The organism is Chryseobacterium sp. S90, assembly GCF_047444895.1.
Taxonomy (GTDB): domain Bacteria; phylum Bacteroidota; class Bacteroidia; order Flavobacteriales; family Weeksellaceae; genus Chryseobacterium.
Map to the genome: position 1 here is coordinate 1 of NZ_JBLGCX010000003.1, position 26,211 is coordinate 26,211.

General features: G+C 36.7%; 21 protein-coding genes. 15 read left to right on the top strand and 6 right to left on the bottom strand.

All coding sequences use genetic code 11. From position 1 onward, the window contains the following. The 5 genes from ACLMCG_RS09995 to ACLMCG_RS10015 form a co-directional block, all read left to right on the top strand. Nucleotides 1–499: hypothetical protein (locus ACLMCG_RS09995; RefSeq protein ID WP_413959416.1), on the top strand; the 499-nt coding region annotated here is incomplete at its 5' end. Between the two features lie 972 nt (nucleotides 500–1,471). After that, the gene (locus ACLMCG_RS10000; protein WP_413959417.1) at nucleotides 1,472–2,626 is read left to right on the top strand and encodes a pyridoxal phosphate-dependent decarboxylase family protein; all 1,155 of its coding nucleotides are present in this window, start codon (nucleotides 1,472–1,474) and stop codon (nucleotides 2,624–2,626) included. 247 nt (nucleotides 2,627–2,873) lie between these two features. Continuing rightward, nucleotides 2,874–3,518, top strand: coding sequence for a hypothetical protein (locus ACLMCG_RS10005; RefSeq protein ID WP_413959418.1), 645 nt, complete (start codon nucleotides 2,874–2,876; stop codon nucleotides 3,516–3,518). 18 nt (nucleotides 3,519–3,536) lie between these two features. Continuing rightward, nucleotides 3,537–3,770 carry a DUF3320 domain-containing protein gene (locus ACLMCG_RS10010; RefSeq protein ID WP_413959725.1) on the top strand — a complete coding sequence of 78 codons (234 nt, stop codon included), beginning with the start codon at nucleotides 3,537–3,539 and terminating at the stop codon, nucleotides 3,768–3,770. A 6-nt stretch (nucleotides 3,771–3,776) separates the two neighbouring features. After that, nucleotides 3,777–4,049 (top strand): hypothetical protein, encoded by a 273-nt coding sequence (locus tag ACLMCG_RS10015; RefSeq protein ID WP_413959419.1) that lies wholly within the window; start codon nucleotides 3,777–3,779, stop codon nucleotides 4,047–4,049. 93 nt (nucleotides 4,050–4,142) lie between these two features. Here ACLMCG_RS10015 and ACLMCG_RS10020 read toward each other — a convergent pair whose 3' ends face one another. From ACLMCG_RS10020 to mnmE, 4 genes are all read right to left on the bottom strand, one after another. After that, nucleotides 4,143–4,487 (bottom strand): helix-turn-helix domain-containing protein, encoded by a 345-nt coding sequence (locus ACLMCG_RS10020; protein WP_413959420.1) that lies wholly within the window; start codon nucleotides 4,485–4,487, stop codon nucleotides 4,143–4,145. 82 nt (nucleotides 4,488–4,569) lie between these two features. Further along, nucleotides 4,570–5,832 (bottom strand): tyrosine-type recombinase/integrase, encoded by a 1,263-nt coding sequence (locus ACLMCG_RS10025; protein WP_413959421.1) that lies wholly within the window; start codon nucleotides 5,830–5,832, stop codon nucleotides 4,570–4,572. 18 nt (nucleotides 5,833–5,850) lie between these two features. Continuing rightward, on the bottom strand, nucleotides 5,851–6,468 hold the full coding sequence (locus ACLMCG_RS10030) for a helix-turn-helix domain-containing protein (protein WP_413959422.1): 618 nt from the start codon (nucleotides 6,466–6,468) through the stop codon (nucleotides 5,851–5,853). Between the two features lie 259 nt (nucleotides 6,469–6,727). Continuing rightward, nucleotides 6,728–8,113, bottom strand: coding sequence for a tRNA uridine-5-carboxymethylaminomethyl(34) synthesis GTPase MnmE (mnmE, locus tag ACLMCG_RS10035; RefSeq protein WP_413959423.1), 1,386 nt, complete (start codon nucleotides 8,111–8,113; stop codon nucleotides 6,728–6,730). Between the two features lie 452 nt (nucleotides 8,114–8,565). Between mnmE and ACLMCG_RS10040 the strand changes: the two genes are divergently transcribed. Together ACLMCG_RS10040 and ACLMCG_RS10045 are read left to right on the top strand one after the other, a co-directional pair. Next, complete coding sequence (locus ACLMCG_RS10040; RefSeq protein ID WP_413959424.1) at nucleotides 8,566–9,618, top strand: hypothetical protein; 1,053 nt, start codon at nucleotides 8,566–8,568, stop codon at nucleotides 9,616–9,618. Further along, nucleotides 9,611–10,150 carry a hypothetical protein gene (locus ACLMCG_RS10045; protein WP_413959425.1) on the top strand — a complete coding sequence of 180 codons (540 nt, stop codon included), beginning with the start codon at nucleotides 9,611–9,613 and terminating at the stop codon, nucleotides 10,148–10,150. Before ACLMCG_RS10040 ends, ACLMCG_RS10045 begins: the two co-directional genes overlap by 8 nt. An 83-nt stretch (nucleotides 10,151–10,233) precedes the next feature. On the opposite strand, the gene ACLMCG_RS10050 is transcribed toward ACLMCG_RS10045, so the two are convergent. Beyond that, nucleotides 10,234–10,704: an Lrp/AsnC family transcriptional regulator gene (locus ACLMCG_RS10050; protein WP_413959426.1), complete on the bottom strand. Its 471-nt coding sequence runs from the start codon at nucleotides 10,702–10,704 to the stop codon at nucleotides 10,234–10,236. A 144-nt stretch (nucleotides 10,705–10,848) separates the two neighbouring features. On the opposite strand from ACLMCG_RS10050, the gene ACLMCG_RS10055 reads away from it, so the two are divergent. The 8 genes from ACLMCG_RS10055 (at nucleotide 10,849) to ACLMCG_RS10090 (ending at nucleotide 23,235) form a co-directional block, all read left to right on the top strand. Further along, nucleotides 10,849–12,237: an MFS transporter gene (locus ACLMCG_RS10055; RefSeq protein ID WP_413959427.1), complete on the top strand. Its 1,389-nt coding sequence runs from the start codon at nucleotides 10,849–10,851 to the stop codon at nucleotides 12,235–12,237. Between the two features lie 27 nt (nucleotides 12,238–12,264). Next, on the top strand, nucleotides 12,265–13,095 hold the full coding sequence (locus tag ACLMCG_RS10060; protein ID WP_414136879.1) for a metallophosphoesterase: 831 nt from the start codon (nucleotides 12,265–12,267) through the stop codon (nucleotides 13,093–13,095). Between the two features lie 102 nt (nucleotides 13,096–13,197). Beyond that, nucleotides 13,198–14,112 carry a helix-turn-helix domain-containing protein gene (locus ACLMCG_RS10065; RefSeq protein WP_413959429.1) on the top strand — a complete coding sequence of 305 codons (915 nt, stop codon included), beginning with the start codon at nucleotides 13,198–13,200 and terminating at the stop codon, nucleotides 14,110–14,112. Nucleotides 14,113–14,330: 218 nt separating this feature from the next. Beyond that, the gene (locus ACLMCG_RS10070) at nucleotides 14,331–15,476 is read left to right on the top strand and encodes an efflux RND transporter periplasmic adaptor subunit (protein ID WP_413959430.1); all 1,146 of its coding nucleotides are present in this window, start codon (nucleotides 14,331–14,333) and stop codon (nucleotides 15,474–15,476) included. A 9-nt stretch (nucleotides 15,477–15,485) separates the two neighbouring features. Then, nucleotides 15,486–18,626 carry an efflux RND transporter permease subunit gene (locus ACLMCG_RS10075; protein WP_223599459.1) on the top strand — a complete coding sequence of 1,047 codons (3,141 nt, stop codon included), beginning with the start codon at nucleotides 15,486–15,488 and terminating at the stop codon, nucleotides 18,624–18,626. A gap of 17 nt (nucleotides 18,627–18,643) precedes the next feature. Then, nucleotides 18,644–20,056 carry an efflux transporter outer membrane subunit gene (locus ACLMCG_RS10080; protein ID WP_413959431.1) on the top strand — a complete coding sequence of 471 codons (1,413 nt, stop codon included), beginning with the start codon at nucleotides 18,644–18,646 and terminating at the stop codon, nucleotides 20,054–20,056. 58 nt (nucleotides 20,057–20,114) lie between these two features. Then, nucleotides 20,115–20,666: a DUF2652 domain-containing protein gene (locus tag ACLMCG_RS10085; RefSeq protein ID WP_413959432.1), complete on the top strand. Its 552-nt coding sequence runs from the start codon at nucleotides 20,115–20,117 to the stop codon at nucleotides 20,664–20,666. A 382-nt stretch (nucleotides 20,667–21,048) separates the two neighbouring features. Further along, nucleotides 21,049–23,235: a TonB-dependent receptor domain-containing protein gene (locus ACLMCG_RS10090; protein WP_413959433.1), complete on the top strand. Its 2,187-nt coding sequence runs from the start codon at nucleotides 21,049–21,051 to the stop codon at nucleotides 23,233–23,235. A 424-nt stretch (nucleotides 23,236–23,659) separates the two neighbouring features. Here ACLMCG_RS10090 and ACLMCG_RS10095 read toward each other — a convergent pair whose 3' ends face one another. Further along, entirely contained in the window at nucleotides 23,660–25,870 is a 2,211-nt protein-coding gene (locus ACLMCG_RS10095; RefSeq protein WP_413959726.1) for a glycoside hydrolase family 3 C-terminal domain-containing protein, read from the bottom strand. Nucleotides 25,871–26,211 lie beyond the last annotated feature (341 nt).

Here is a 26,211-nt window from a genome sequence, read left to right on the forward strand (position 1 = left end):
ATTTTGTTTTATCGGAAGGAATAAATTTGGAAATGCTATCGATCTAGCTAATGAACGGAAGTACTATACTTCACCCAAGACAAATCTACTAACTTCTAAATTACAGTATCAGCCACCATTCAATAGTAAAGAGGTAAAATGTGATAAAGTACTTGAATGCGGAGGGGGAGCCTTACATCTACCACTTACAGTATATGTGGATAATAAAAAATATATATACGTTGACTATATGGGACTCGCTACCCCTTTTTGTACATATTACGGCAAAAACTATGGGATTACAGGAGACAGACCGGGACATTTTAAAATTAATATATCACTACTTAACTCTCAAGGATATGAAGAAAGTTTGATAAAGAATAAGAATTTAATAAGCGATAAAGGTACTAAACTTCTTTTTGATGATGTTAATCTAATATCGAAAGGCAATCTTTTTTCTAAAAAAAGATTCAATGCTATAATACGACTTCATACGATAAGATATAATAAAATTAAATAGGTGCTAAAAAATATAGGCGGAGAAAAAAGTAATCAAAAATATTGTCATTAAATACTTAAAGAAATTATAGAAAATAACGAATCGAGACAGAAGAAATTACTGAAACATAGAGGTTAATTGTGGTCAATTCGCGAAAAGAAATTTTTTTTACATTAAGGAAAAAATGTACTAAAATGTTTTTGTTTTAATAGATAAACTGATTTAATTAGGCGGTAATAGTAGTCGCATGAACATCGAATGGTCTGGCTTTTTCGATAGCTTCATCTACATGATTCTTATTACTGCCTTTCTTCTGGAGATTTCCTGTAATGCCAATTCTCCTCTTTGCTCATACAGTTTTTTGAGTCTATCAAAACAGTCAATAGGAGTTAAAAAAATAAAGGACGTGGATTTCATAAAGATATTCCATGGATTAATAAACAAATGAAGGGCACTCAGATCAAGTAGCTTTCAGAAAATCAGGGAAACTCAGTTTCTGAATGTTATTATCAGTCTGGTATTTTGCCGGGCTGATTTCTTATTTAAGTTAAGTTTGTATTATTCAAAAAGACAAGATGTGATTAGAAATACAGACTATTATTTCTTTTAATTAATTGGGTTTTCAAATGTTGATAGTCTTCTAAATTCTGTATTGAGATATAGTAATTATTTTACATTTATTCCTGTATAAATCTACATTTTCACATGTTCGTCTATGAATTAGAAATTTTAAATTTACAACCGATAAATAGAGCTTCAAATGTTTTATTATAAACTGATTCATAAAGAATGGAGATATTAAAATCTCATTAATCTGGATAAAGTACAGAATAAAATTTGGCTTAACAGAATAGGTGAAAAAGGAAACTTTACTAATAAAACACATCTGGTAATTAAACTTTTAAAAATATGTACTGGCCCCAACTTTCAGAAAGAACGATAAAAGACAAAGTATTTAAGGCTTTAAATAGCAATTCTAATTATTCAACCGATTTGATATTAGGTCTTCCCGGTTCGTATTTAAATCAGAAACAATTTTATGATACCTCATTTCTAAAAGAGTCACCCTTTCTTTCTGTTCTAATGCATAATCCCAATCATATTGGATGTCATACTTATAATAAAGGAGAAAAATATTTTTTAGGAACACAACAGCTAGAACTTGAACTATTACAAATCTGTGCTGAAGAGATTTTAGGGGCAAAAAAAAGAGAATATGATGGATATGTTGCTACTGGAGGTACTGAAGCAAATATTCAAGCCCAATGGATCTATAGAAACTATTTTATGAAGGAGAAAGGGGCTCTAATTTCCGAAATAGGAGTTGTTTTTACTGAAGATGCTCATTATTCCGTGTATAAAGGTGCTAACCTGTTAGGAATATCTCCGATTTGTGTTAAAGTAGATGCTGATAACAGAAGAGTGATTCAGGATGATTTGAAGAATCAATTGAAAAAATCATCTGCTCAAGGTATTAAATACATTATTGTACACCTTTCTATGGGAACAACAATGTTTGGCAGTATTGATGATGCTGATCTTTTTTTAGATATTGCCAGAAAGGATTTTTGTAATTATTTTGTGCACGTTGATGCTGCTTTTGGAGGATTTATCTACCCTTTTTCTTCTCCTAAAAAAGATCTATGCTTTAAAAATCCTGAGATTAGTTCAATTACAATTGATGCGCATAAAATGCTTCAATCCCCTTATGGAACTGGAATTTTCTTATGTCGAAAAGGTCTGATTGATCAGTCCCAGACTTCGGAAGCTGCCTATGTTTATGGTTCAGACTTCACGTTATGTGGGAGTCGGTCTGGTGCCAATGCAGTAGCAATATGGATGATTTTAATGAGTTATGGTTCAGTGGGATTGACCGATGCCGTAACGCAACTGATAAGTCGCACAGACTTTATATGTCATAAACTTGTTAAAATGAAAGTAGAATTCTACAGAAATCCTCATATGAATATTGTTTCCATAAAATCACCATTTATTTTCAAAGAGCTTGCAGAAAAATACAATTTGGTTGCTGATAACTATCATTCGCCCAAATGGTGGAAGATTGTGGTGATGCCTCATGTTACCACAGCGCTGCTTTCTGAATTTATAAATGATTTGGATAAACTTAATAAGTGTGAATGTAATTAATGATATTCTTATGATCATTTCAAAAAAACATTTAGAAAGACTAATTTAAAGCATTTGATGAAGCAATTCTACTCAATTTCGTGTTTCCATTGCTGACTAGAAGGATAAATCCTAAAGTCGAAAATTATTTTAGGGAACATACAGACGAACCTTTTTTGTGAAAAATTTAGAAAATGTACAAGGAGATGAAAAAGATGTCATTTTTATAAGCTTAGGCTAAGGAAGAACTGAAGACGGGAAGGTTCCGATGAGTTTTGGACCTCTTAATAATGAAGGAGGAGAACGAAGACTCAATGTACATATCACAAGGGCCAAAATTCGATGTGAGGTTTTCACTAATATTACAGCGGCTGATATGATCATAGGTCCGAATGCAAAGTTTGAAATCCGGGCGTTGAAAAGTTTCCTTTATTTTGTTCAGTACGGAAAATTTGAAAGCAATAAGAGCAAGCTGTCCTATCAATCGCAGCCGTTTGAGAGCATAGTGGCAGAAACATTAAAAAAAGAAGGATATATTATACGTGAAAAAATAGGTTCTGCCGGATTCTATATCGACTTGGCAATTGCAGATCTTGACCATCCGGGAAGATATCTGTTGGGTATAAACTGTGGTGGCAGATCTTATCAAAATGCTCAGTCTGTAAGAGACCGTGATAGATTAAGGAATTCAGTGCTTGAAGGTATGGATTGGGATCTAATTCATATATGGAGTTTGGATTGGTTCCGTAATACAGCCGGAGAGCTTAAGCTGATTGCCGAAGTTGTGAATAAAGCAAAAACACAAGCTGAACATAATGACACTTTGGAGAAAGAACTCATAGAGGAACTCCAAAACCTGATTCGAGAAGAGTCTACTATAGAAGAAAAAAGTACATATCCAGAATATGAATAGGCTGTATTATCTTCAGAAATTGCTGGGAAGGAGCTCCATCTATATACTGTAGGAAAGCTTAGTGAGTGGATTTGTTACGTTGTGAAAACTGAAAGTCCGGTTCACTTTGAAGAAGTGGCCAGAAGAATGGACGATGCTAATGGTATTTCAAAAATAGGGAATCGAATTCGTACATCTTTAATCAATGCGATTGATTACGCAACAGATAATAACCTTCTAATAAAAAAAAGGAGATTTTTTATAGGATACTGAAAAAAAATGAAGATTAGAAGCAGAGCACTGCTTCCACCCACCTCCAGAAAAATAACATATATTTCTGTTGAAGAAATCGATTTAGGCATACGGAAAGTTATTTCCGATTCTATTGCAATACAGCCAAAAGAATTAGTATCCTTAGTCTCTAAATTATTTAGTTTTTCACGCGTTACAGACGATGTAAAAAAAGGAATCTTAGCAGTGGAGTATAGCTTAAAACAGGAGCATATATACAAAGATGGACAGTTCTTAAAAAGTAATACTAGTACATCTTAAATAATCATATGATCTGAAGAACTTCAGTTGGATTTCGGAGAATATGGATGCAATGTATTAAAAGCGAGCTAATTGCTCGCTTTTATTTGTTAATTAGTACCACTTTCTCTTTTCCATCTTTTCGGCGATTTCTTTTGCGCTTTTATTTATTTCAGTGATAGATTTCTTTTTACCTTCTTTAATCCAATCAAGAAGTTCTGTTCTAGAGAAATGCAGACGATTCCCCTTTTTATAAAACGGTAGCTCCCGGTGACAAACTTTGGTGTATAAAGTAGGCAATGACAATTTTAATATTCTGCAAGCTTCTTTTGCACCAATGTAATCATCTTCTTCTTGGATTTTGTATTCTTTTTCAAGTAATAGCATTTCGATTCTGTCTAGCTTTTCTTCAAGTTTAGCGATAACGGATGGTAGTTGTTCAAATGTGTAGTGTTTCATAATTTTTTTTACAAGTTTAATTATTAAACAATTAGAAATTGATATGATGGCTTCTCATGTCCTGAATATGCATAAGAATAAACTATAGCGTAGATTGATCCGAATTTAAATTTGGAACGGCTGTTGTGTTAATAACTGTCTCGCTGATGTTGAAATAACTGAGTTTTATTCTTTCAGAAGCCTCTTTTTTGAGGCTGTCAACAATTTTTGCGTAAATTTCTGTTGTCTTGATACTTTTATGACCCAATAGTTTGGATACAGTATAAATGGATGTTCCGGCTGCGATCTGAAGAGTAGCAAAAGTGTGTCTGAAGCCATGAAATGTGAAATGTTTTTCAATATCAGCATTAAGTAACCATTTCTTTAATGCAGCAACCGTATGGTCGTATCTGAGGCCATCAAATACACGATCTTCTGGATCTCCAGATTGTCCTATTAATGCAATGGTATGATCTGAAATCGGATAGTATTCTGCACTTTCGGTCTTCTCCTGATTATATAGGATGTAATAATTTCCGGGAGAACCTTGTATTTCTTTCCATAATAATGTTTCTACATCTGAATACCGAAATCCTGTCATAGCGGAAAAAAGGCCTGCCTTTTTTACTATTTCATTATCACAATGAGCAGTTGCCATTTTTTCTAACTCTTCCATAAACAGAAATGGACGATGAGTTTCCTGAGGTTTGATATTTGGTATAATAGAACCGAGGTCTGCAGGTAAATATTTCTTTTTAAATGCAGCCTCAAGAGCAAGTTTAAATCTACCAAAGTAAGCTGCAGCTGTATTTTTTTTAATTTTTTTCTTAGCACGGCCAATGGCTGGTGATGAAAGCAGGAAATCTGCATATTCCTCTGCTAATGTTTCACTTATTTCTGTGCACGGAATTTTTTCGCCAACAAAGGCTTTAAAATATCTGACAGCCATTATCCAATTATAACATCCCTTTCTTTTTGAGGCTTCTTCTTCAAAAATGTCAATAAAATTCGACTTCATTTTGGTTTCAGATATAAAATCAAAACGACGGTTCTGGATATCAATTTGTCTCTTGGCCCTGACGTATTCTGCCAATGCCAGTGTTTCTGTATTAAAATCTTTTTCTATTTCATTTTTTGGACGTTGGTAGATGAAAAGCTTTAAATAATGCTTTCGCTGCATTATCCCGGTTGTTGGATTGTATATAGGAGGATAAATATCTAAATATAGAGATTGTCTTCCTTTCGAAATTGTTTTTTTTCTTAGTGTAACTGACATAGTATTATTTTTTTGGTTATTATACTTATATTTTTTTATACTGGGGTAATGTGGCTGGACAATGGAAGTGTTTGTCCCATAAGTTATCATTAATGGTTTGTAATTAATCTATCCGCAATAGCTATTTGACCTGATTTTATTTAGAATTGGATCAATATCTATTTTAGGAATATATACGAATCTGCCATTTTGGAATTTTGGAATATGATGTCGTTTGATGAGATTTTTTAAGCTTGTTTCTGAAATATTAAACTGCTTTTGTATCTGACCAATTGTATAGCAGTCTTTCAGTGGAATTTTTTCCACAACCGTTCGCTCAAATATAAAGGGTTGCTCCGGTTTTTCAAGCATTTCGAATAATGCGTCGATATCTTTCTTTAAAATGCGTGTTTTTCTGATAGAAAGATTGGCTGAAGGCAACATTCCATTTTTTAGCATATTGTAGACAGTCCTGCGATCACATTTTAAAAGTACAGAAGCTTCTTTAACTGTTAAATACTCGAATGTTGCAAATCCGAAATTTGAATCTGGATTTTGTTTAGGTGTGAATTTTTTTTCTGGGATGTGTTGTTCGGTTTTGCTTTGCTGAATCTTCAGCTCCCTAGCATTTGCTTTGTAAGCTCTTTGGTTACACTTGTGACTACAGTATTTGGTGACCGTAGTTTTGGCAATAAATTCAAGTCTGCAGTGCTGGCAGATTTTTCTGATTTTGATAGTTGAACTCATAATATTTTAATTGTGGGAGTTCAGACGTGCTTAAGGTGCAATAGAGTACATTAAGTAGCAATAAGATACAATAAGGTACATTAAGCGAAGTTATTTCTCCCTGGTTTTAAAAAATAAAATATTATCAGTTTGAGGGACAAATAGGGGACAAAAAATAAAAAAACAAACCAACTTCCGAATAACCAGTACAAAAAATGAATTTTGTAAATATTTGGTTATCAGAAAGTTGGTTTGTTTTGGATTATTCTATTTATAGTATTTATTTCCCAATACAAAACTTAGAAAAAATATTCCCCAGCACCTCATCATTTGTAACCTCTCCGGATATTTCTCCAAGATGTTCTAAGGCATTTCTTAGCTCATAAGCAAGCAATTCTGTAGAAATCTGGAAAACGATGGCTTCTTTTACTTTGTGAACAGCATCCAGAGACTTTCGCAGTGCTTCAAAGTGACGTTGGTTGGTGATTACAACGTTATTTTCTTCAGATTTTAAATGTTCAACATAAGATGAAAGTTCATTTTTCAGATCCTGAATATTTTGATTTTCAACGGCTGATATTTTAATGAAATCAAACTCGTGAGAAATGGCGTTTCTGAAGATGTTTTCTACCGTTTCGTATTTGGTAGGAGTCACTTCATCAATTTTTGTCGCACAGATAATCAGTTTCAGATCTTCTCTTAGCAGCGACTGGATCATTTCAATGTCCTCCGAAAAATCTTCAGTTGCAGCATCGGCCAGATATACAAGGATGTTGGCGTTTTCTACCTTTTCTTTTGCTTTTTTTACCCCAATTGCTTCAATTTCATCCACCGTTTCGCGAAGTCCTGCCGTATCAATCAGTCGGAAGGCGTGTCCTTTAATATGAAGAATTTCCTCAATCGTATCTCTGGTGGTTCCCGCAATATTACTTACAATCGCTCTTTCTTCCTTTAAAAGTGAGTTCAACAGTGTAGATTTCCCGGCATTTGGCTTTCCGATGATGGCAACGGCTGTTCCATTTTTAATGGCATTTCCGTATTGGAAACTTTCAATAAGAGAATTTAATTTTAATTCAATTTTATCTAATAATCCGTTCAGAGCTGTTCGGTCTGCAAATTCTACATCTTCTTCAGCAAAATCCAGCTCCAGCTCAATCAGGGAAACAAAATTCAGAAGATCCGTTCTTAATAGAGAGATTTCATTGGTGATTCCCCCTTTCAATTGATTGATGGCTACCTTTCTCGAAGCTTCATTGTCAGAAGCGATTACATCCGCAATTGCTTCCGCCTGGGAAAGGTCAATTCTACCGTTGATAAAGGCGCGGAGTGTAAATTCTCCTGCTTTTGCCATTCTTGCTCCGTTTTTGATCAGCGTTTCAAGAATACGTTTTCCGATATGCGGGGAGCCGTGAAAAGCAATCTCCACAGAATTTTCAGTGGTAAAACTTTTCGGTGCCAGAAAGATGGAAAGCATTACTTCATCAATCGCTTCCTCCTCATCCATAAAATAACCGTAGTGAATGGTATGGGATTTCTGTTTTTCCAGATTTTTCCCCGGAAAACTTTTCTGAACTACAGATAAAGCTTCATTTCCAGAAACCCGGATGATGCCTAAAGCACCTATTCCATTGGCAGTAGCCAGTGCACATATCGTATCGTTATTCATGCTGCAAATTTACGTTTTTTAATGTGAATTTTTGCTGAGGTCTGTTATTCAGATTATCTATTGTTGTATTCAGATCAAAAATAATGAAGGGCGTACAGAATAAAATTCGCTATGTTTTGACCATTCTTAGATTGGGAGTAGGGGTGTTGTATATAAAAATGCAGTTTTTTTTTATTAAACCATCATTTAATTACACAAGAAAAAGAATTTTTAAACATTTAAATCATCTCTTAATTGTTGACTGCTTTTAAGAGTGCAATGTCTTGTGGTGTAGTATTTATAAATGATTTTAATAAAATTATTGAGTACAGATTCTGATGAGACACTATAAGAATATAAAAAATTAAACACCTGTTTGGTATGTTAATTGTTTCTTAGTGCGTCGATGATGTTGAAAATTTAAATATTTTCCAATTAGACAACAATAATCTGTTAAAATATTATAAATATACATGAATAAATTATTTTTTTTAAAAATTAATAAAAAAGTCATTTTTTTATTAATGCTTGTTTTCAGCACTATAGCTTATGCTCAGTGTATTCCTTATACAGGACAGGCGATGACGAGTGGGAATACCTATTGTCTTAACGGCAATATCAGTGTAAGTACGAATATCAGTATCCCGAATGGAGCAACCCTTATCATTCAATCCGGTCAGCTTCAGTCTAACAGTATTCAGGTGGATGGAGTGCTGGAAATCGGTAATGGAGCCAGTGTTAAATCTACAGGAACGGTAAAAGTAGGAACTTTCGGATCTCAGAAAAATTCAAAAATCAAACTGGGAACCAAGTCATTTTTATCATTGGTAGGATCAGTTATTCAGGAAGATCCTTCTTTTGGTGGATTTTACCCCGGATCAACTTCTGTTATAGAAATGGGAACAAGCAGTGTGGTAGAGATTTGCGGAACATTTACCCAACAGTCTAAAACGTATCCTTCAGTTGAGTATATTGGAATTCCTACCGGAAAAGCTTACTGTATTGCAAAAGCAGACGTAAGCGGAGGTGGAGAAGCTTCCATTATTAGTGATGACAGCCAGATTGTAACCATTGCTATGGGATCTGTTACAGGATTAGGCATGGGGAATTCAAGCTTCTGTGGTCCCAATGCAACAAAAGCGATGTGTCCGGGGCTTTGGCCTGAAGGATTATCCGAAGATAAATCAAGTTGTGGAAATGCTCCAGTCATTATTGATGAGATCGATGGATTTTGTACAAAACCGGGAATTTCAGGTACACCCGATGGGTTTACGAAATTTGGAATTACAGTACAGGAGAAAAGCAATGCCTGGCCAGAAAACATACCTAATGGATTCTTAGCGATGGAATCAAAAAATAAAGGTTTTGTAATGACGAGAGTTCAGCATGTAAGCCAGACACCACAGCCTGGTGATGCCATTGCCGATCCGAAAGAAGGAATGCTTTTATACGATATCCAGGACAAATGTGTAAAGCTTTACAATGGTACAGAATGGAAATGTGTACAAAAAAGCTGTAATGATTAATCTAACCGATAAGAATATGAAAAGTATAAGAAATATAAGTATAATTGCTGCTCTGATCGTTTTTAATTCATTTTCTGCTCAGGTAGCAATTGGTAAGCAGATGGTGGATGGAAAAAGTACTGTATTGGATTTTGATAATGTTTCCGGAAATACAAAAGGTTTGATTCTTCCTGCAACATCGGGATTTCCAACCGGAACTTTGGTGAATGGAACATTGATCTTTGATCTCACAGATAATAAAGTCAAAGTCTACGAAAATGACACCTGGAAATCTTTGTCAGATACCGGTAATTCAAGTGCAGTTATAACCAACAATTCTGCAGAATCAGGGAAAGGAGTTATCATGGGGGAGGCATCAAGTGCTGCTGATGGCGTATTGGTCCTTGAATCTCAGGATAAAGCAATGATTCTTCCAAAAGTAGCAACACCGCATCTTAGCGTAAAAAATCCCTATCCGGGTATGATCTGTTACGATACAACAAGCAAAACTCTGGCAATATTTGACGGGGCAGTCTGGAACTACTGGAAATAAATGATGAGAAATTAATCCGGAATATTCTGGTTTACAATATAAAAGCAGCTGTATATTTTCATACAGCTGCTTTTTATTTTCTCTTATACAATCTGGGCGCTTTCCTTGATGCTGTTCATCACAAAAATACTCTTGGTCTGACCAATTCCTTCAATCTCGGATAATTTGCTCACAAAAAACTCATGGAATTCATCCATATTGGGAGCAAGGATCTTCAGCATAAAATCAAAATCTCCGCTGATATTAAAAAATTCCACAACTTCCTTCAGTTTACCAACTTCCTCAATGAATTTTCCTGCGGTCTTTTTATTGTGAACACTCAGCGCAATCATACAAATCACCATCATTCCTTTATTGACTTTTTTACGGTCTACAACAGTAGTATATTCTTTAATGATTCCCTGTTTTTCCATACGTTTGATACGTTCATGGGTTGGGGTGGGACTTAAATTGATTCTTGCTGAAATGTCACGAACACTCATCTTGGCATCCTTCTGAAGAAGACGCAGGATTGATAAATCTTTTTCGTCGGGAATATAATTTTCAGTTGCCATTTTGTTCTGTTTTTATAGATTGTTGTTGGAGGTATCAGTAGTTTTGTTCTTTTGTTTATTGGTTATTTTTAATATCGTTCCAAATTTAAAGTTAAATTTTCAAATACGTTCTGTAAATTTTAATTTTGCAGGAAATTTGAATATATGGATACAAGGAAAAATGTAATATTAATTTTAGCATCGGTGGGAACGTTTGTGGAGGCTTTGGATATTGCCATTATTAATTTAACAATTCCTTCTATTCAGCAGCAGTTCCAGATCGGAGCAGAGACTGTTCAGTGGCTGCAGACCCTTTATGTACTGTTCTTTGGAGGATTTCTGATCATTGGCGGAAAGCTTTCAGATCAGATCGGAAGAAAGAAAATGTTCTTACTCGGAGCACTGATTTTTATGCTCACATCATTAGGAGCGGGATTGTCCCAAAACTTTGAAGTGCTGGCTGTTTTCCGTGCTTTACAGGGATTGGGAGCTGCATTGGTAATGCCTTCTGCGTTATCTATTGTGACCAATACATTCAGAGAAGAACAGGAGAGAAACCATGCTATCGGAATTTTCAGTTCATTCGCTGCTATCGGTTCAGGAAGTGGTCTTTCCGTTGGAGGAATTATCAGTACTTACCTCAGCTGGCACTGGGTTTTCCTGATTAATGTACCTATTCTTCTGATAACACTTGTGCTGTCTTACCACTATCTGCCTGCAGATGAGAAAAATGAAACCGCACAGAAAACAGATGTGGTTTCCGGAATATTAATGGTGTTGGGGCTTTTAAGTCTTACTTACGGTACCCATGAATTAGTCCATATTAAAGAACAGCCATTCATGGTTATAGGCTCTTTGATTCTGGCAGTATTACTTCTTATTATGGTGTATAACCGATTGAAATCTGTCGCTGAACCTTTGGTTGACTTAAAGTTATTCAAACACAGATCTTTAGTAATTTCCAATGCCGTATTCTTTACGTTGGGTGCATTTTTTATCGGATTTTTATTCCTGATTTCATTAATGCTTCAGAAAGATATGGGCTATAGTGCAGCTTCTGCAGGATTAATGCTTGTTCCGTTCAGTATCATCTCTGCTTTGACGGCTAAATTTATTCTGCCACATGTTTCAAAACGTCTGAGCTCATCTCAAATGGGTATTTTAGGATGGTTATTTATGCTGATGGGAGGATTATCACTGTTGATCTCCGTTTTTACCGGACATCCGCTGGCTATAGTTTTATTGGGAGCGGCATGTATTTCAGGAGTAGGGATGACATTCTGTTTTACCGCACTTTCAGTAATGGGAATCCAGGATGTTGAACCTTCCAATTACGGATTGGCATCAAGTTTGAGCTCTACAAGTTACTTTTTGGGAGCAGGGATTGGATTGTCGTTTATGACTTTAATGAGCCAGATCTTTCCTTCTGAGTTTTCAGTAGGAAGTCTGAATCTGATTATCCTGATCGGTTATGCTCTTTTGGCACTCGGAATGCTGTTTTATTTTATATTGAAAAGCTTAAAAGTGAAACAGGCAAAAGTAGCCGTTTCATAGCAGGAAGCCTAAAAATACACAAACTATATGAGGAAGAATCGGTGCTTAGGTGTCGGTTCTTTTTTTGTCTTTCCGCTTCACTTCATTACCTTTGTTCTTTTACGATACATCATGAAAATACAGATCATTAGTGATCTTCACCGGGAATTTGGAAGTACGGAATTATGTTTTGGTCATTCTGATATTGTTGTTTTGGCAGGTGATGTCAATTTGGGAACCAAAGGAATTGAATGGATTAAAAATACAATTCCAGATAAACCTGTAATTTACGTTCTGGGTAATCATGAATATTATAAAGGTTCATATCCAAAAACCCTTAACAAGATTAAAGAAGCAGCGCTGGGTTCCAATGTATTTGTACTTGAAAATTCATTTGTAGATATTGATGGTATTCGTTTTCATGGTGCTACTTTATGGACGGATTTTTCCATCTTTGGGAATCCTGTTCAGTACGGAATGCTGTGCCAGTCCAAAATGAATGATTATAAAATGATCAGGAGAGATCCTTCCTATTCCAGAATGAGAACATTGGATACCTTCAAAATCCATCAGCTTTCAAAAGAATGGCTGAAAGAAAGTCTTGAAACTTCAAAAGAATTTAAAAATATAGTCGTTACCCATCATGCACCCAGTATACAATCTGTTCCCGATCATTACAAGGAAGATCCGGTAACGTCTGCTTATGCCTCCGATCTGGAATACTTAATTACCGAATATAAACCGCTGTACTGGATTCACGGGCATATCCATACTCCGTGCAGATATACAATTGAAGAGACAGAAATCATCTGTAATCCTCACGGCTATATCGATGAAAAATACAACGGATATGATAAGGAATTGCTGATTGTTGTTTAGAAAACAATAAAAAGTATAATTCGATTATTTGCTTTCTTGGTTCTCTTTACTTCTTGGCTCTTTTTCCTTTTTCAACTATCTTCGTGCTTAATTTTCTTTGTAATGTCTAAAAAATCCCAGCCAAAATCTGATTTTGTTTCGCGGTTAGCCTTTGATGAAGTGTTGCAGCAGGTAGAATTTGATCTTAGAATCAAGGAATTTGTGGTGATGGAAATAGGCAAAGCTGATTATATAATACAACCGAATATTCCTTACCGCTCAGATTATTTCTGTATTTTTATGATACAGAAGGGAGGAGTGACATTCCGATTAGATGATAAAAGTTATCAGGTGTCCAAAGGTGATATTGTGTTTTGTCCGATGTTGGAAACTTTTTGGCTGGATGAAATTACCGAAGATTACAACGCTAAGTATATTTTCTTTTCATTGAATTTTATTTCTGATGCAGGTTTTAATTATAAGTCAAATAATGTTCTGAAAAGCCTGTCGTCAGATCCTACCCATATCATCAGGAATGAACCGGATGTGTACAGAAAACTGAATTTCCATCTCGATGAACTTAAAGTTTTAAATGATAAGGAAAAAGAGAATTATTATTTCAATGAAATGATCTGGCATCACTTTTCACTGGTGGTCTATGAAATTGATAATTATTTCAAGAAAACAGAAAAACCTCATCAGGTAACCAATAGAGAAGATGAATTAACCACCAGTTTTTTTACGCTGGTTCAGAATCATTTCAAAGAAGAACATAATGTTCAGTTCTATGCCGATAAGCTTTTTATCAGCCGTAAATATCTCACTAAAGTCATTAATAAAACGGTGTTCAAATCCCCAAGAGATATTATTCATCAGGTTTTAGCGGTAGAAGCCAGACTGCTGCTAAGAAATCCTAACCTTAATATCGCTGATGTAGCATCACAACTGAAGTTTTCAGATCATGCGTCTTTCAGTAAATTTTTCAAAAAACATGTGGGAAGATCTCCTTTGGAATATAGAAAAGATGATTTGTATTGATAATGAATAACTTATGGTTTTAAGACGTCTTTTAACCAAATTATAACAATAATTTCGATTAAAAATAACAAATAGTATCATTCATGTTGTCTATGAATGATATTTCTCATGTTTTTCAAAATAAGGAGTCTTTTTGACAAAACAAGGAGTTTTTTGAATAATCCTATTGAACTTTTTTCGTTCGATTTTTGTCCGGAAAATTTAAAAGGACTATTGTTATGCAAAGATTTTTTATTCAAAAATCAACCCTGCTTTTCCTCTCACTGATCGTTTTGGAGGGATGTAGGAAAGGTAATCAAAACCAAGGCTATCAGCAGCAGGCACCGGAATTACCTGTTGCAAAAGTGACTCAGGGAGACGCTTCTGTTTCCAGAGAATATGCAGCATCTATCGAGGGTATTTCCAATGTGGAAATCAGACCTCAGGTAACAGGATATTTAAGCAAAATTTATGTAGATGAAGGAGACTTTGTGAAAGCAGGGCAGCCTTTGTTCAAAATCGAAGATCAGGTTTTCCGCGAACAGCTGAAAAGTGCTCAGGCAGCTTTGATTACCGCTCAGGCTAATCTTTCAACTTCTAAAATTGATTTAGACAGAAAAAAAGAACTGTTCAGAAACAAAATGGTTTCAGAAATTCAGGTGAAAGAAGCGGAAGCTGCTTACAATGGAGCAAGAGGAGCCGTAAGCCAATCTACATCTGGTATTGAGTCAGCTAAAATCAATCTTAATTTCTCTACCATCAAAGCTCCGGTGAGTGGATTTATCGGGAGATTCAACTATCGTTTGGGAAGTTTGATGACACCGGGGAATCAGGAACCGATTACCCTATTGTCAGATATTCATCAGGTATACACGTATTTCAGTTTGAGCGAAAATGATTTTAATAATTTCCAGAAACAGTATGTAGGAAACAGCATAGATGAAGTGATCAAAAATACTCCGGCCGTATCATTACTTCTTTCCGGTGGCGACCAATATGCTGAAAAAGGGAAGATTGATGCGGTAGAAGGGCAGTTTAATAAAACAACAGGATCTATTACATTAAGAGCAAAATTCAACAATCCGAACAACCTTTTAAGAAGTGGAAATACCGGTAAAATTATACTGGAGCAGTTCTACAGCAATGTTGTTTTACTTCCTGTTGCTTCTACCAGAACCATTCAGGATAAAATTTTTGTATTCACCATTCAGGGCGGGAAAGCGGCGATGCTACCTGTAGAAGTGAATGGAAAGGCCGGGGACAATTTCATTATAGCCAAAGGACTTAAGGCCGGCGATGAATATATCACCAGCGGTTTTGACCGATTACAGCCTGGAACTCCTGTCGTGGCACAAAAGAAAAATGCTCAACAGAAAAAATCCTAAGAAGAAATCATGTTAAAGAAAATTATAAAAAGACCCGTACTGGCAACGGTTATTTCCGTATTGCTTGTTATACTGGGGATTGTCGGGATGGTAAGTCTTCCGATTACCAAATTTCCGGACATTGCACCACCTACCGTTATGGTAACGGCTGCTTATCCGGGAGCCAATGCTGAAACGATCGCCAGGTCGGTGGCACCTCCGTTAGAAAATGCCATCAACGGAGTGGAAAATATGGACTATATTACTTCTACAGCAAGTAATGACGGAACATTAAGCATTACAGTTATTTTCAAACTGGGAACAGATCCTGATCAGGCTGCGATTAACGTGCAGAACAGGGTAGCTCAGGTTACCAATCAGCTTCCTGCAGAAGTAATTCAGGCGGGAATTACCACGGTGAAAAGACAGAACAGTATGATCGCAATGGTTTCCCTGACCAGTAAAGATGGAAAGATGGATGATCTTTTCCTTGAAAACTATGCGAAAATCAACATCGTTCCGGAACTGAAAAGAGTAAAAGGAGTAGGAGATGCCATGGTGTATGGAAACAAAGATTACTCTATGCGTATCTGGCTGGACCCGAATAAACTGACTTCATACAATCTTACACCATCCGATGTTTCCCGCGCTATTCAGACTCAAAACCTTGAAGCAGCACCCGGAAGATTAGGAGAGAGAAGTAAGGAGGTAATGGAATATGTTCTTCGTTACAAAGGAAAATTCACAGAGCCTGAGCAATATGAAAATATCACCATAAAAGCATTGAATGACGGTTCTGTTTTAAAACTAAAAGATATTGCCAAAGTAGAATTTGGGGCTTACAGTTATACGGTTTCTTCCAATTATAATAAAAAAGCGTCCGTAACGATGGCGATCTTCCAGATGGCAGGTTCCAATGCCAATGAGGTGCAGATCGCTCTTCAGGAAAGAATGAAAGAGCTGGAAAAATCTTTCCCGGCAGGAATGGATTATGAAATTCCATATGCAACAAAAGATGCATTGGATCAGTCTATAGAACAGGTAATTCATACCTTGATAGAAGCATTTATTCTGGTATTCATTGTGGTGTATATCTTCCTTCAGGATTTCCGATCTACTTTGATTCCGGCTATTGCAGTTCCGGTGTCTATCGTAGGAACGTTCTTCTTTATGAAGGTTTTCGGATTCTCTATTAATATTCTTACGTTGTTTGCCTTAGTTTTGGCAATTGGTATTGTAGTGGACGACGCTATTGTTGTGGTAGAAGCTGTTCACGCCAAGATGGAACATAAAAAACTCAACCCGAGAGCTGCTACGATGTCGGCAATGAGTGAAATTACAGGAGCGATTGTTTCTATCACACTGATTATGTCTGCCGTATTCGTTCCGGTGGCCTTTATGAGTGGATCCACAGGATTATTTTACCAGCAGTTTGCCCTGACCTTGGCCATTGCCATTGTAATTTCAGCGATCAATGCATTGACATTGAGTCCGGCATTATGTGCTTTATTTTTAAAACAACACCATCCGGGAACGCATGAAAAAATGAACTTCAAAGACCGTTTTTTTGCAGGCTTCAATGCAAGTTTCAATAAACTGACCTTCCGTTATGGAAAAGCGGTACTGTTCCTTTTAAAGAGAAAATGGGTGGCAATGATCATTATTGTAGCTTTCGGTGGACTGTTTGCATGGATGTCTATGACAACACCTAAAGGATTTATTCCGGATGAAGACCAGAGTTTCATTATTGTAACGGCGAATCTTGCTCCGGGAGCCTCAAAGGACAGAACTTCAAAAGTAGTTTCCGATACGGAAGATTTATTGATGAAAAACCCTGCTGTGGACAAGGTAATTTCAGTAGACGGATTAAACCTGTTCAGTGGTTCCATGTCATCTTCTGCCGCTTCTATTTTCGTTAAATTAAAAAAAGGAGGTGAAAGAGGAGCTGTGAATAATATCAATGATATCATTGGGCAAACTCAGGGAATGCTTTCCCAGGATAAAAGAGCCAATTTCCTTGTAATCAATACCCCAACGGTAGATGGATTCGGAAATACAAGTGGGATGGAGCTTGTACTTCAGGACCGTACCAATGGAGAACTTCAGAATTTAGGAAATATCTCTTATGGAATGATGGGAGCTTTGATGCAGAGACCAGAGGTAGCAGTAGCATTTACCACCTTCGATGTTACGTATCCGCAGTTTGAAGTGCTTGTAGATGAAGTGAAGTCTGCTCAGCTGGGAGTGAATGTTTCTGATGTACTGGGAGTGATGCAGGGATATTACGGAAGTATTCAGGCTTCGGATTTCAACAGATTCGGGAAATATTACAGAGTTTTGGTGCAGTCTACTCCGGAAACAAGACAGGATAAAGAATCCTTAAACGGAATTTTCGTTAAAAATAATTTAGGACAAATGGTTCCTATCAACACGCTGGTAAGCCTGAAGCAGGTAACAGGAGCTGAAGTGGTAGACCGTTTCAACCTGTTTAACTCATCTAATTTAACGGTGATGGCAGCCCCGGGATACAGTACCGGACAGGCGATGGCAGCAATTGAGGAGGTGAGCAAGCAGGTACTTCCTCCGGGATATACTTATGATTACAAAGGAATGAGCCGTGAAGAAGCAGGCTCAAGCTCACAGTCAGTAATGATTTTCGGATTGTGCATTGTGTTTGTATTCTTCCTTTTATCTGCCCAGTACGAAAGTTATATTCTTCCATTGGCTGTATTGATCGCTATTCCGGTAGGGCTTTCAGGAGTATTTGTAGGAATTACCTTTGCAGAATTGTCCAATAATATTTATGTACAGATTGCTTTGGTAATGTTGATCGGATTGTTGGCGAAGAACGGTATTCTTATTGTGGAATTTGCCATTCAGAGACGTAGAGCAGGGAAAAGTCTTATTGCATCCGCTGTAGAGGGGGCAAAAGCACGTTTGCGTCCTATTTTAATGACCTCTCTGGCATTTATTACAGGATTACTGCCATTGATCTTTGTGGTAGGACCATCAGCAATGGGTAATCATTCCATCGGATATGCAGCCATTTCAGGGATGCTTTTCGGGACAATCTTAGGAATTTTTGTGGTTCCGGTTCTTTTCGTGGTATTTCAGGCTTTGCATGAGAGAATCAACGGAAAGGTTGTAACGGATGCCGATTGGGAATATTAATTCAAATGATTTTAAAAATGAAAATTAAAAATATAGCATATATCGCGTTCATTTCGGGAACAGCAATTTCCTGTAAAGTACAGAAATATGAACAGCCTGAGGTAAAAATACCTGAAGCTTTCAGAAGTGATAGTATTGTTACGGATCAAAATGAAAATATTGCTAAAATCAGCTATAAAGATTTTTTCAAAGATCCGGTTCTGGTAGGCTTGATAGATAAAGCGATGGTACAGAATAATGATCTTCAGGTCGCTTTAAAACAGATAGAATTTGCTTCATTGGCTTATACTCAAAGCAAATGGGCTAATATTCCGACAATCAGTGCTTCTGCCAATGCGAATATCAACCGTCCTTCAGATAACAGTATGAATGGAATGATGGCCGGGCAGTTCATGGGAAAAAGATATATGGAAGATTATACAACTTCCCTTAGTTTTTCATGGGAAGCCGATATCTGGGGGAAGATCAAAGGAAGGAAAGAACAGGCTTTGGCAGAATATCTCAAAACGCAGGAAGCAGCAAAGGCGGTAAAAACACAAGTGGTATCTGCTGTAGTGCAGGGATATTATAACCTGCTGATGCTGGATACCCAGCTGGAGATTACAAAATCCAATCTGGCTTATGCTGATAATACCCTGAAGTTTCTCACTAAACAACAGGAATTGGGATTAACAACGGCTTTGGCGGTACAGCAGCAGGAAATTGTGAAAGATCAGATCCTGAAATCAATTCCTGCGATTGAAAGCTCTGTGACAACCCAGGAAAATGCTTTGAGTCTGCTTACGGGCTCAATGCCTGGGAAAATTGAAAGAAGTGCAAGCCTGAACAATGTACAGTCTCCGGATCATATCGCGGCGGGAGTTCCTTCAGAATTATTAAGTTACAGACCGGATATTAAAACGGCAGAACTTGAGGTAAGAAAAAGTGCAGCCGCAATTCATGTTGCCAAAATGAGTATGTATCCTTCGTTGAATATTACAGCGCAGGGAGGTGTAAACGCCTTCCAGATCAGTAAATGGTTCAGCGTTCCGGGATCACTTTTCGGAATGGTGGCAGGAGCTGTTGCACAACCGATTTTGAATGGGAAACAGTTGAAAACACAGTATGAACAGTCTAAAGTAGTCGCTGATCAGGCGGAACTCAACTTTAAACAATCTGTTTTAAAAGCAGTTGCTGAAGTTTCTGATGCATTGGTACAGATCCAAAAACTGGAAGAACAGCAGAAAATTGCAGAAGGATTGGCTGTGAAATCCGGTGAGGCAGTGAAGAAAGCTGATCTGTTATTTAAATATAATTCAGCAACTTATGTAGAGGTAATCATTGCCCAATCGAATAAACTTCAGGCAGAGTTGGAACTGGCGTCTCTGAAAACCCAGAGACTGAATGCTATAACAGCACTTTACCGCTCAGTAGGTGGCGGATGGCAATAAAGTAAAATTGAATCTGCTTCGTCTGTAATGATGAAGCAGGTTTTTAATCCATATCATTATGAAGACAAATATACAGGAGGGGATCATTTTAATTCCGGATTTCAGCGGATTTACCGAATTTGTGTTCAATACAAAATTGTATACAGGCGAGTATATTGTAAGACAGTTATTGTCTACACTGATTGATGTAAATGATCAGTATTTTGAAATTTCCGAGATTGAGGGTGATGCCATTTTATTTTACCGTTATGATGAGAACCCGTCTTATCAGAGCATTTCAAAAATGCTGTGGAAGATGAGAAGCGCCTTCAATAGGAAGATAGAGGAGTTGAGTAAGAGTTTAAGCACCCAAATTGATCTGGCTCTCAAGTTTATTGTTCATTACGGATCTTTCTCACAGTACAATATTGGAAACTTTAGAAAATTATATGGAAAAACCATTGTGGAAGCCCATCAGCTTTTGAAAAACGGACTGGCAGAGCAGCCTTCTTATGCGCTTTTCAGTAATTCTTTTCTGGAAAACAGCAAAAATAAAGAGTCTGATTTTAATAAGGATCCGCGTCGTCTGCCTGAAGTAGGCGTTATTCATTATTTTGAAAATTTAAACTAGCATATATTTTTTAATATTATTCCTTGTAAATTTGCTATTGCTAGCAGCCCGGGTGAGATCCGGGCTTTTTTGTTGGTAAGACTTTTGGAATTTAATGAATGAACAATTTATTTTCATCATAAAAGATTCACTCATCAAGGACAAAATAGAAAATTTTTTCAATAAAATTTAAATTACAGATAAAATATGTTTTTAAGAATATTTATTACGGAAGTGATTTTTATTATGTTGGTTTATTGAAAATTTTTTACTGTTTTTAAGTTTATGCTTTTGTTTTTAGTTTATATCTTGTTGGGAATTAAGGATTTATTTTATTTTTTTTACTTTTTGATGTAACAAACTTGTGAAGATAATGGTCTTATAGAAAAAACTATAATTTCACATGAAAGTAATCTTATTTCCAATAGCAATATTAGCAGGTTCATTTGCAATGGCTCAGCAGGCTCAGGCCGCGGCAGCAAAGGATACTGTAAAAGGAAATACAAAAGAAATAGAAGCGGTAACTCTGGTTGCCAGAAAACCAACCGTAGAATCTAAGGTAGACAGAACTGTATTTAATGTAGCTAACAGTGCAATTCTGGCAGGAAATACAACATGGGACGTTCTTAGGATGACACCTTTGGTAAGCATAGATAATAATGATGATGTAAAAGCCGAAGGGCAGATGGTCACCGTATACATCAATGATAGAAAATCAGTTTTTACAGGGAAGGAATTAAAGGAATATCTTAAGACGATTCCTGCTGATAACCTGATGAAAATTGAAGTCATTACCAGCCCTTCATCAAGATATGAGACTTCAGGTTCTGTAATCAATATTGTCCTGAAAAAGAGAGATGATGAGGGATTGAAAGGAAGTATCTCGCTGAACAACAGACAAAGTACAAAAAATTCGCAATACACGAATTTTAACCTGAATTACCACAAGAAAAAGTTTACCCAAACCCTTATTGGAAGTTATAATAACGGAACGTATGTGCAGAAAACCCAGACCTGGGATAACCGATTTGAAGGTAATAAGCTTACCCAGTTCAATCTGGAAAACGTGATGAGAAATGAGAGTCCTTCTCTTTCTTCTACCTCAGAGTTTGAAATTAATGACAAAAATAATTTCGGATTTGTACTGGAATATTCACAGAACAGAAATTTACTTTCTGCAGAGTCTGACGGGATGACCAGAAAAGATGGAGATCCCGGTGAATCTTTCCTTCAGACACAAAATAACTGGGGATTTAGCCGAAATTTAGGAACTAATGCTTTCTATAAATACTATGATAAGGAAAAGAACAGGATTTTAGATATTAATTTGGGTACCAATTATTCAAGTGATAACAATGATAATTTGATTGACAAACAAATTAATAAGCAGGGTGTGATTACCAATCAGCAGCTGGGAGTTATCAGCACAAACCAAATGCGTAATTATTATCTGAAAATTGATTATACCCATCCTTTTGGTAAGACAGGCGGAACCATGGAAGTGGGAGGAAAAACCGAATTGAACAATCATGTTATTCCTAACAGGCTCTATGGATTCAGTATTGATAATGCCACACCGGAATATGCCAATTTATCCAAGAATGACAGATTCCATTATGAAGATCATCTGAGCTCTTTATATGCCAATTACAGCAAAACATTTTTCGAAAAACTGGAAACAAGAGTCGGAATCCGATACGAATACATTGATTATAAAGTAACACAGGATGTGGCGGGTACAGAGAGAAAAGATTCTTATGGAACTTTTCTTCCCAATCTATTGCTGAAATATAGTTTTTCAGAGAAATTTGATTTGAGTCTTACCTATAACCGAAGCATCTGGAGACCGTGGTATTCTGAGTTTAATCCTTTTGTAATGCCTGAAATTAACGGAACATATTCCAGAGGAAACCTTTATCTGAACCCCAATCCGAATGACCGACTTTATCTGAAATTCGGAATTCTGAAAAAGTATTTTATTTCTGCAAGATATATGCATACCAATCAGGATTACTGGACTACTTATGTAACGGAAAATGGCAGAACAGTTTCATTACCAGGAAACTTTGATGGAAAAGTTGAAAAATATTATCTTTTCGCCAATACCAATCAAAATTTCCTGAAAAATAAACTGAATGTCAATGCAGGATTTGGTTGGTACTATATTAATAATAAAGATTTTAATGAGAAAAATAAGCTGGGAGCCAAAGACTATATCAGTTATTGGGGAGCCTCTGCGAATGTATCTTATACCAATCTGTTCAATAAAAATATTAACCTGAGTGCATGGGTGGAACTTGCCAATCAGAACAACGGAAATTCATACGCAAACAATACCAATGTATTTCATAATATTTCAGTCACCAAAATATTCCCGAAAACCCAAATGGAATTGAGTATGCAGCTGATGAATATTTTTAAAAGACCTTATGGAGATAACACAACTTACAGCCAGGATGGAACTTTCAGAGAGTATTCAAAATGGGATTGGTACGGAGTTTCTCTTACGTTTGTGAAGCGCTTCGGAAACCAGAAGGTAAAAGAAAATACCAAAACAGATGTAGAGAAAAATGCTGGCGGCGGAAAGTAATTCAAGATTTGTCAGAATAAAAATAAAAGCAGGTTCCAATTTGGAGTCTGCTTTTTTATGAACCATATAAACGCATGGTTTATCAGAAGGCGCACATACAGTGTAGAACATTAGTTGCTGTATAAACGCAATGCTCGCAAAGTTGAATTGCAGTATATACTTTTTCGGTCGCAGCGGCACTTCGCTTAGCAACTGAGTATTTGTCTCTGCTGAGTGTAAAGTCTTTGCGAACTTTTTTCATAAAATTATTTCCAAAAGAATTGCGCTCTTTTGCGTTAAAAAAATAACAGCTTACAGATTTCGTAATTTGAGCATAGAGAAAATTGTGTGGTCTGGGGTAATAAAAAACAGATCCCAATTTGGAATCTGTTTGCATTCTATCAAATAATTATTAAATAGAGTTTATACTCTTAACTCTCAGTTTTTATTTAAGTGTAAATTTCACTTTCGTTTTAATGGCATCGGAAGAATTTCCAATCAGTGCTTCAAAGTCTCCCGGTTCAGCTACCCAGTCATGTTTTTGAGCATCAAAGAAACTTAAAGCTGTTTTATCAATGGTGAAAGTAACTTCTTTCTGTTCTCCAGGGTTCAGATATACTTTTTCAAACCCTTTCAATTCTTTTGCAGGACGTGGAACCGATGATTTTAAATCACTGATATACAATTGAGCAACCTCAGCACCTGCTTTTTTACCCGTATTTTTCACCGTTACTGTAAACGTAATTTTACCATCCTGTGAAATGGTGTTCTGGTCTGCTTTTGCCTTTCCGAATTCAAAAGTCGTATAGCTCAATCCATGTCCGAAACTGAACAGAGGTTTTATATTTTTAGTATCATGCCATCGGTAGCCTACAAAAACACCTTCGTTGTAAGTGATATTGATAGGGTTTTTCTGATCTTTACCTTTTCCTGCAGCCAATTCATCTTTCTGTCCAGGATATTCTCCAAGTTGATGAGCTGAATTGTCTTCAAGTTTTACAGGGAATGTGAATGGAAGTTTTCCTGACGGATTCGCGTCACCTGCCAGAATAGAGGCAATTGAATTTCCCGCTTCAGACCCCAGATACCACGACTGTAAAACGGCCGGAACTTCCTTAATCCACGGCATAGCTACAGCATTTCCGGACACCAGAACAACGGCAAGGTTTTTATTGGCTTTTGCCAGTGCGGAGATCACATGATCCTGATTATAAGGAAGTCCGTAGCTCTTTCTGTCATTTCCTTCACTGTCCTGGAAGTCGGCTTTATTCAGACCTCCAACGAAAATCACATAATCTGATTTTTTGGCCAATTCTACAGCTTCATTCAGTAATTCAGCCTCAGAGCGGGTATCTTTTAAATCCTGTCCGGATTTTACGCCATTATATTCACTTCCGATATCTCCTACATAACCTCTCGCATATTGTACATCTGCCTGCTTTCCAAACCTGGATTTGATTCCGTCTAATGGAAGAGCTTCATATTTCACTTTTAAAGATGAAGAGCCCCCTCCAACAGTCATTATTTTAATAGCGTTCTCTCCAATAACTGCTATTTTTTTAGCTTTATTAAGATCAATGGGAAGAATATTTCCCTGGTTTTTTAATAAAACAATTCCTTCTTCTCCAATTTCTTTTGCAACCGCTTTATGCTCTTCTGAAGCGATATTCCCGAAAGGTTTGTTGCGGTTCATTGTTGTTTTATAGGCAAGGCGAAGTAACCTTGTTACTTTATCATCAAGTTCTGTAGTACCTACTTTGCCAGCTTTAATCAGGTCAAGATAAGGCTTTGCCAGATAGTAATTGTCGTAGGCATTTTTAGTTCCGGCAGAAAGTCCGTTGGTCCACGATCCAAATTCCAGATCAAGACCGTTGTGAATCGCCTGTTCTGTGTTGTTTACAGCCCCCCAGTCGGAGACTACAACCCCTTTATATTTCCATTCCTTTTTTAAAATATCATTTAACAGATATTGATTCTGGCTGGCATACTGACCTTTGTACATATCGTAAGCCCCCATGATGGTCCATGAATCACCTTCTGTTACCGCAGCTTTGAATGCAGGCAGATAAATTTCATAAAGCGCTCTGTCATCTACATTCACATTGCTCGTATGACGGAACATTTCCTGATTGTTCAGGGCAAAATGTTTCACAGAAGTAGCCACGCCATTAGATTGTACCCCTTTGATGTAAGGAACTACCATTTTTGAGGTCAGATAAGGATCTTCACCCATATATTCAAAATTTCTTCCGTTCAGCGGAGTTCTGTAAATATTCACTCCAGGTCCCAGAAGGATATCTTTCTTTCTGTAGCGGGCTTCTTCACCCAAAGCTTTACCATAGTTCCATGACATTTTTTTGTTCCAGGTAGCAGATAAAGCAGTCAGGGCTGGGTAGGCGATAATGGAGTCGTTAGTCCATCCGGCTTGATCCCATTCGTCCCACATTACTTCCGGACGTACCCCGTGAGGACCGTCAGTGGTCCAGAATTCCGGGATTCCCAATCTTGGAACACCAGGTGAACTGAATTTCGACTGTGCATGAAGCATTGCCACTTTTTCTTCCAGTGTCATTCTTGATAATGCATCCTGAATACGCTGTTCTACAGGTTTGGATTCATCTAAGTAAACGGGAAGGGTAGTATTAGTCTGAGCCATATAAGAAGCAGAAATAAAGGTGAATAAACTTATAATGACGGTTTTCTTTAACATGATGCCTTTCTATTTGATTAAAAGCAAAAATAGAGAAAATTTTTTATTATCTCAAATTGAGAAAATAAATTTTAATGAATAAAAAAACTGCCCACATATTTGCAGACAGCTCATTGTTGAATATTGTATTTATAATGGCGAAAAATATAAATAGAAGTTGATAGGTGGAAAAGCACCTCGAATTCTACAACGCTCTAAACACAGTGTCTGGATTCCTACGGAATGAAAAGGTGGACGTATAAGCAAAGCGCGTAGTTTGTCCATTCCGAAGAAATCTACGCTTTTAC

Coding starts and splice junctions, on each gene's coding strand:
- ACLMCG_RS10005 (WP_413959418.1), top strand. CDS start 2,874: ATGAGTTTTGGACCTCTTAATAATGAAGGAGGAGAACGAAGACTCAAT.
- ACLMCG_RS10015 (WP_413959419.1), top strand. CDS start 3,777: ATGAAGATTAGAAGCAGAGCACTGCTTCCACCCACCTCCAGAAAAATA.
- ACLMCG_RS10020 (WP_413959420.1), bottom strand. CDS start 4,487: ATGAAACACTACACATTTGAACAACTACCATCCGTTATCGCTAAACTT.
- ACLMCG_RS10025 (WP_413959421.1), bottom strand. CDS start 5,832: ATGATAACTTATGGGACAAACACTTCCATTGTCCAGCCACATTACCCC.
- ACLMCG_RS10030 (WP_413959422.1), bottom strand. CDS start 6,468: ATGAGTTCAACTATCAAAATCAGAAAAATCTGCCAGCACTGCAGACTT.
- mnmE (WP_413959423.1), bottom strand. CDS start 8,113: ATGAATAACGATACGATATGTGCACTGGCTACTGCCAATGGAATAGGT.
- ACLMCG_RS10040 (WP_413959424.1), top strand. CDS start 8,566: ATGAATAAATTATTTTTTTTAAAAATTAATAAAAAAGTCATTTTTTTA.
- ACLMCG_RS10045 (WP_413959425.1), top strand. CDS start 9,611: ATGATTAATCTAACCGATAAGAATATGAAAAGTATAAGAAATATAAGT.
- ACLMCG_RS10050 (WP_413959426.1), bottom strand. CDS start 10,704: ATGGCAACTGAAAATTATATTCCCGACGAAAAAGATTTATCAATCCTG.
- ACLMCG_RS10055 (WP_413959427.1), top strand. CDS start 10,849: ATGGATACAAGGAAAAATGTAATATTAATTTTAGCATCGGTGGGAACG.
- ACLMCG_RS10060 (WP_414136879.1), top strand. CDS start 12,265: ATGAGGAAGAATCGGTGCTTAGGTGTCGGTTCTTTTTTTGTCTTTCCG.
- ACLMCG_RS10065 (WP_413959429.1), top strand. CDS start 13,198: ATGTCTAAAAAATCCCAGCCAAAATCTGATTTTGTTTCGCGGTTAGCC.
- ACLMCG_RS10070 (WP_413959430.1), top strand. CDS start 14,331: ATGCAAAGATTTTTTATTCAAAAATCAACCCTGCTTTTCCTCTCACTG.
- ACLMCG_RS10075 (WP_223599459.1), top strand. CDS start 15,486: ATGTTAAAGAAAATTATAAAAAGACCCGTACTGGCAACGGTTATTTCC.
- ACLMCG_RS10080 (WP_413959431.1), top strand. CDS start 18,644: ATGAAAATTAAAAATATAGCATATATCGCGTTCATTTCGGGAACAGCA.
- ACLMCG_RS10085 (WP_413959432.1), top strand. CDS start 20,115: ATGAAGACAAATATACAGGAGGGGATCATTTTAATTCCGGATTTCAGC.
- ACLMCG_RS10090 (WP_413959433.1), top strand. CDS start 21,049: ATGAAAGTAATCTTATTTCCAATAGCAATATTAGCAGGTTCATTTGCA.
- ACLMCG_RS10095 (WP_413959726.1), bottom strand. CDS start 25,870: ATGGCTCAGACTAATACTACCCTTCCCGTTTACTTAGATGAATCCAAA.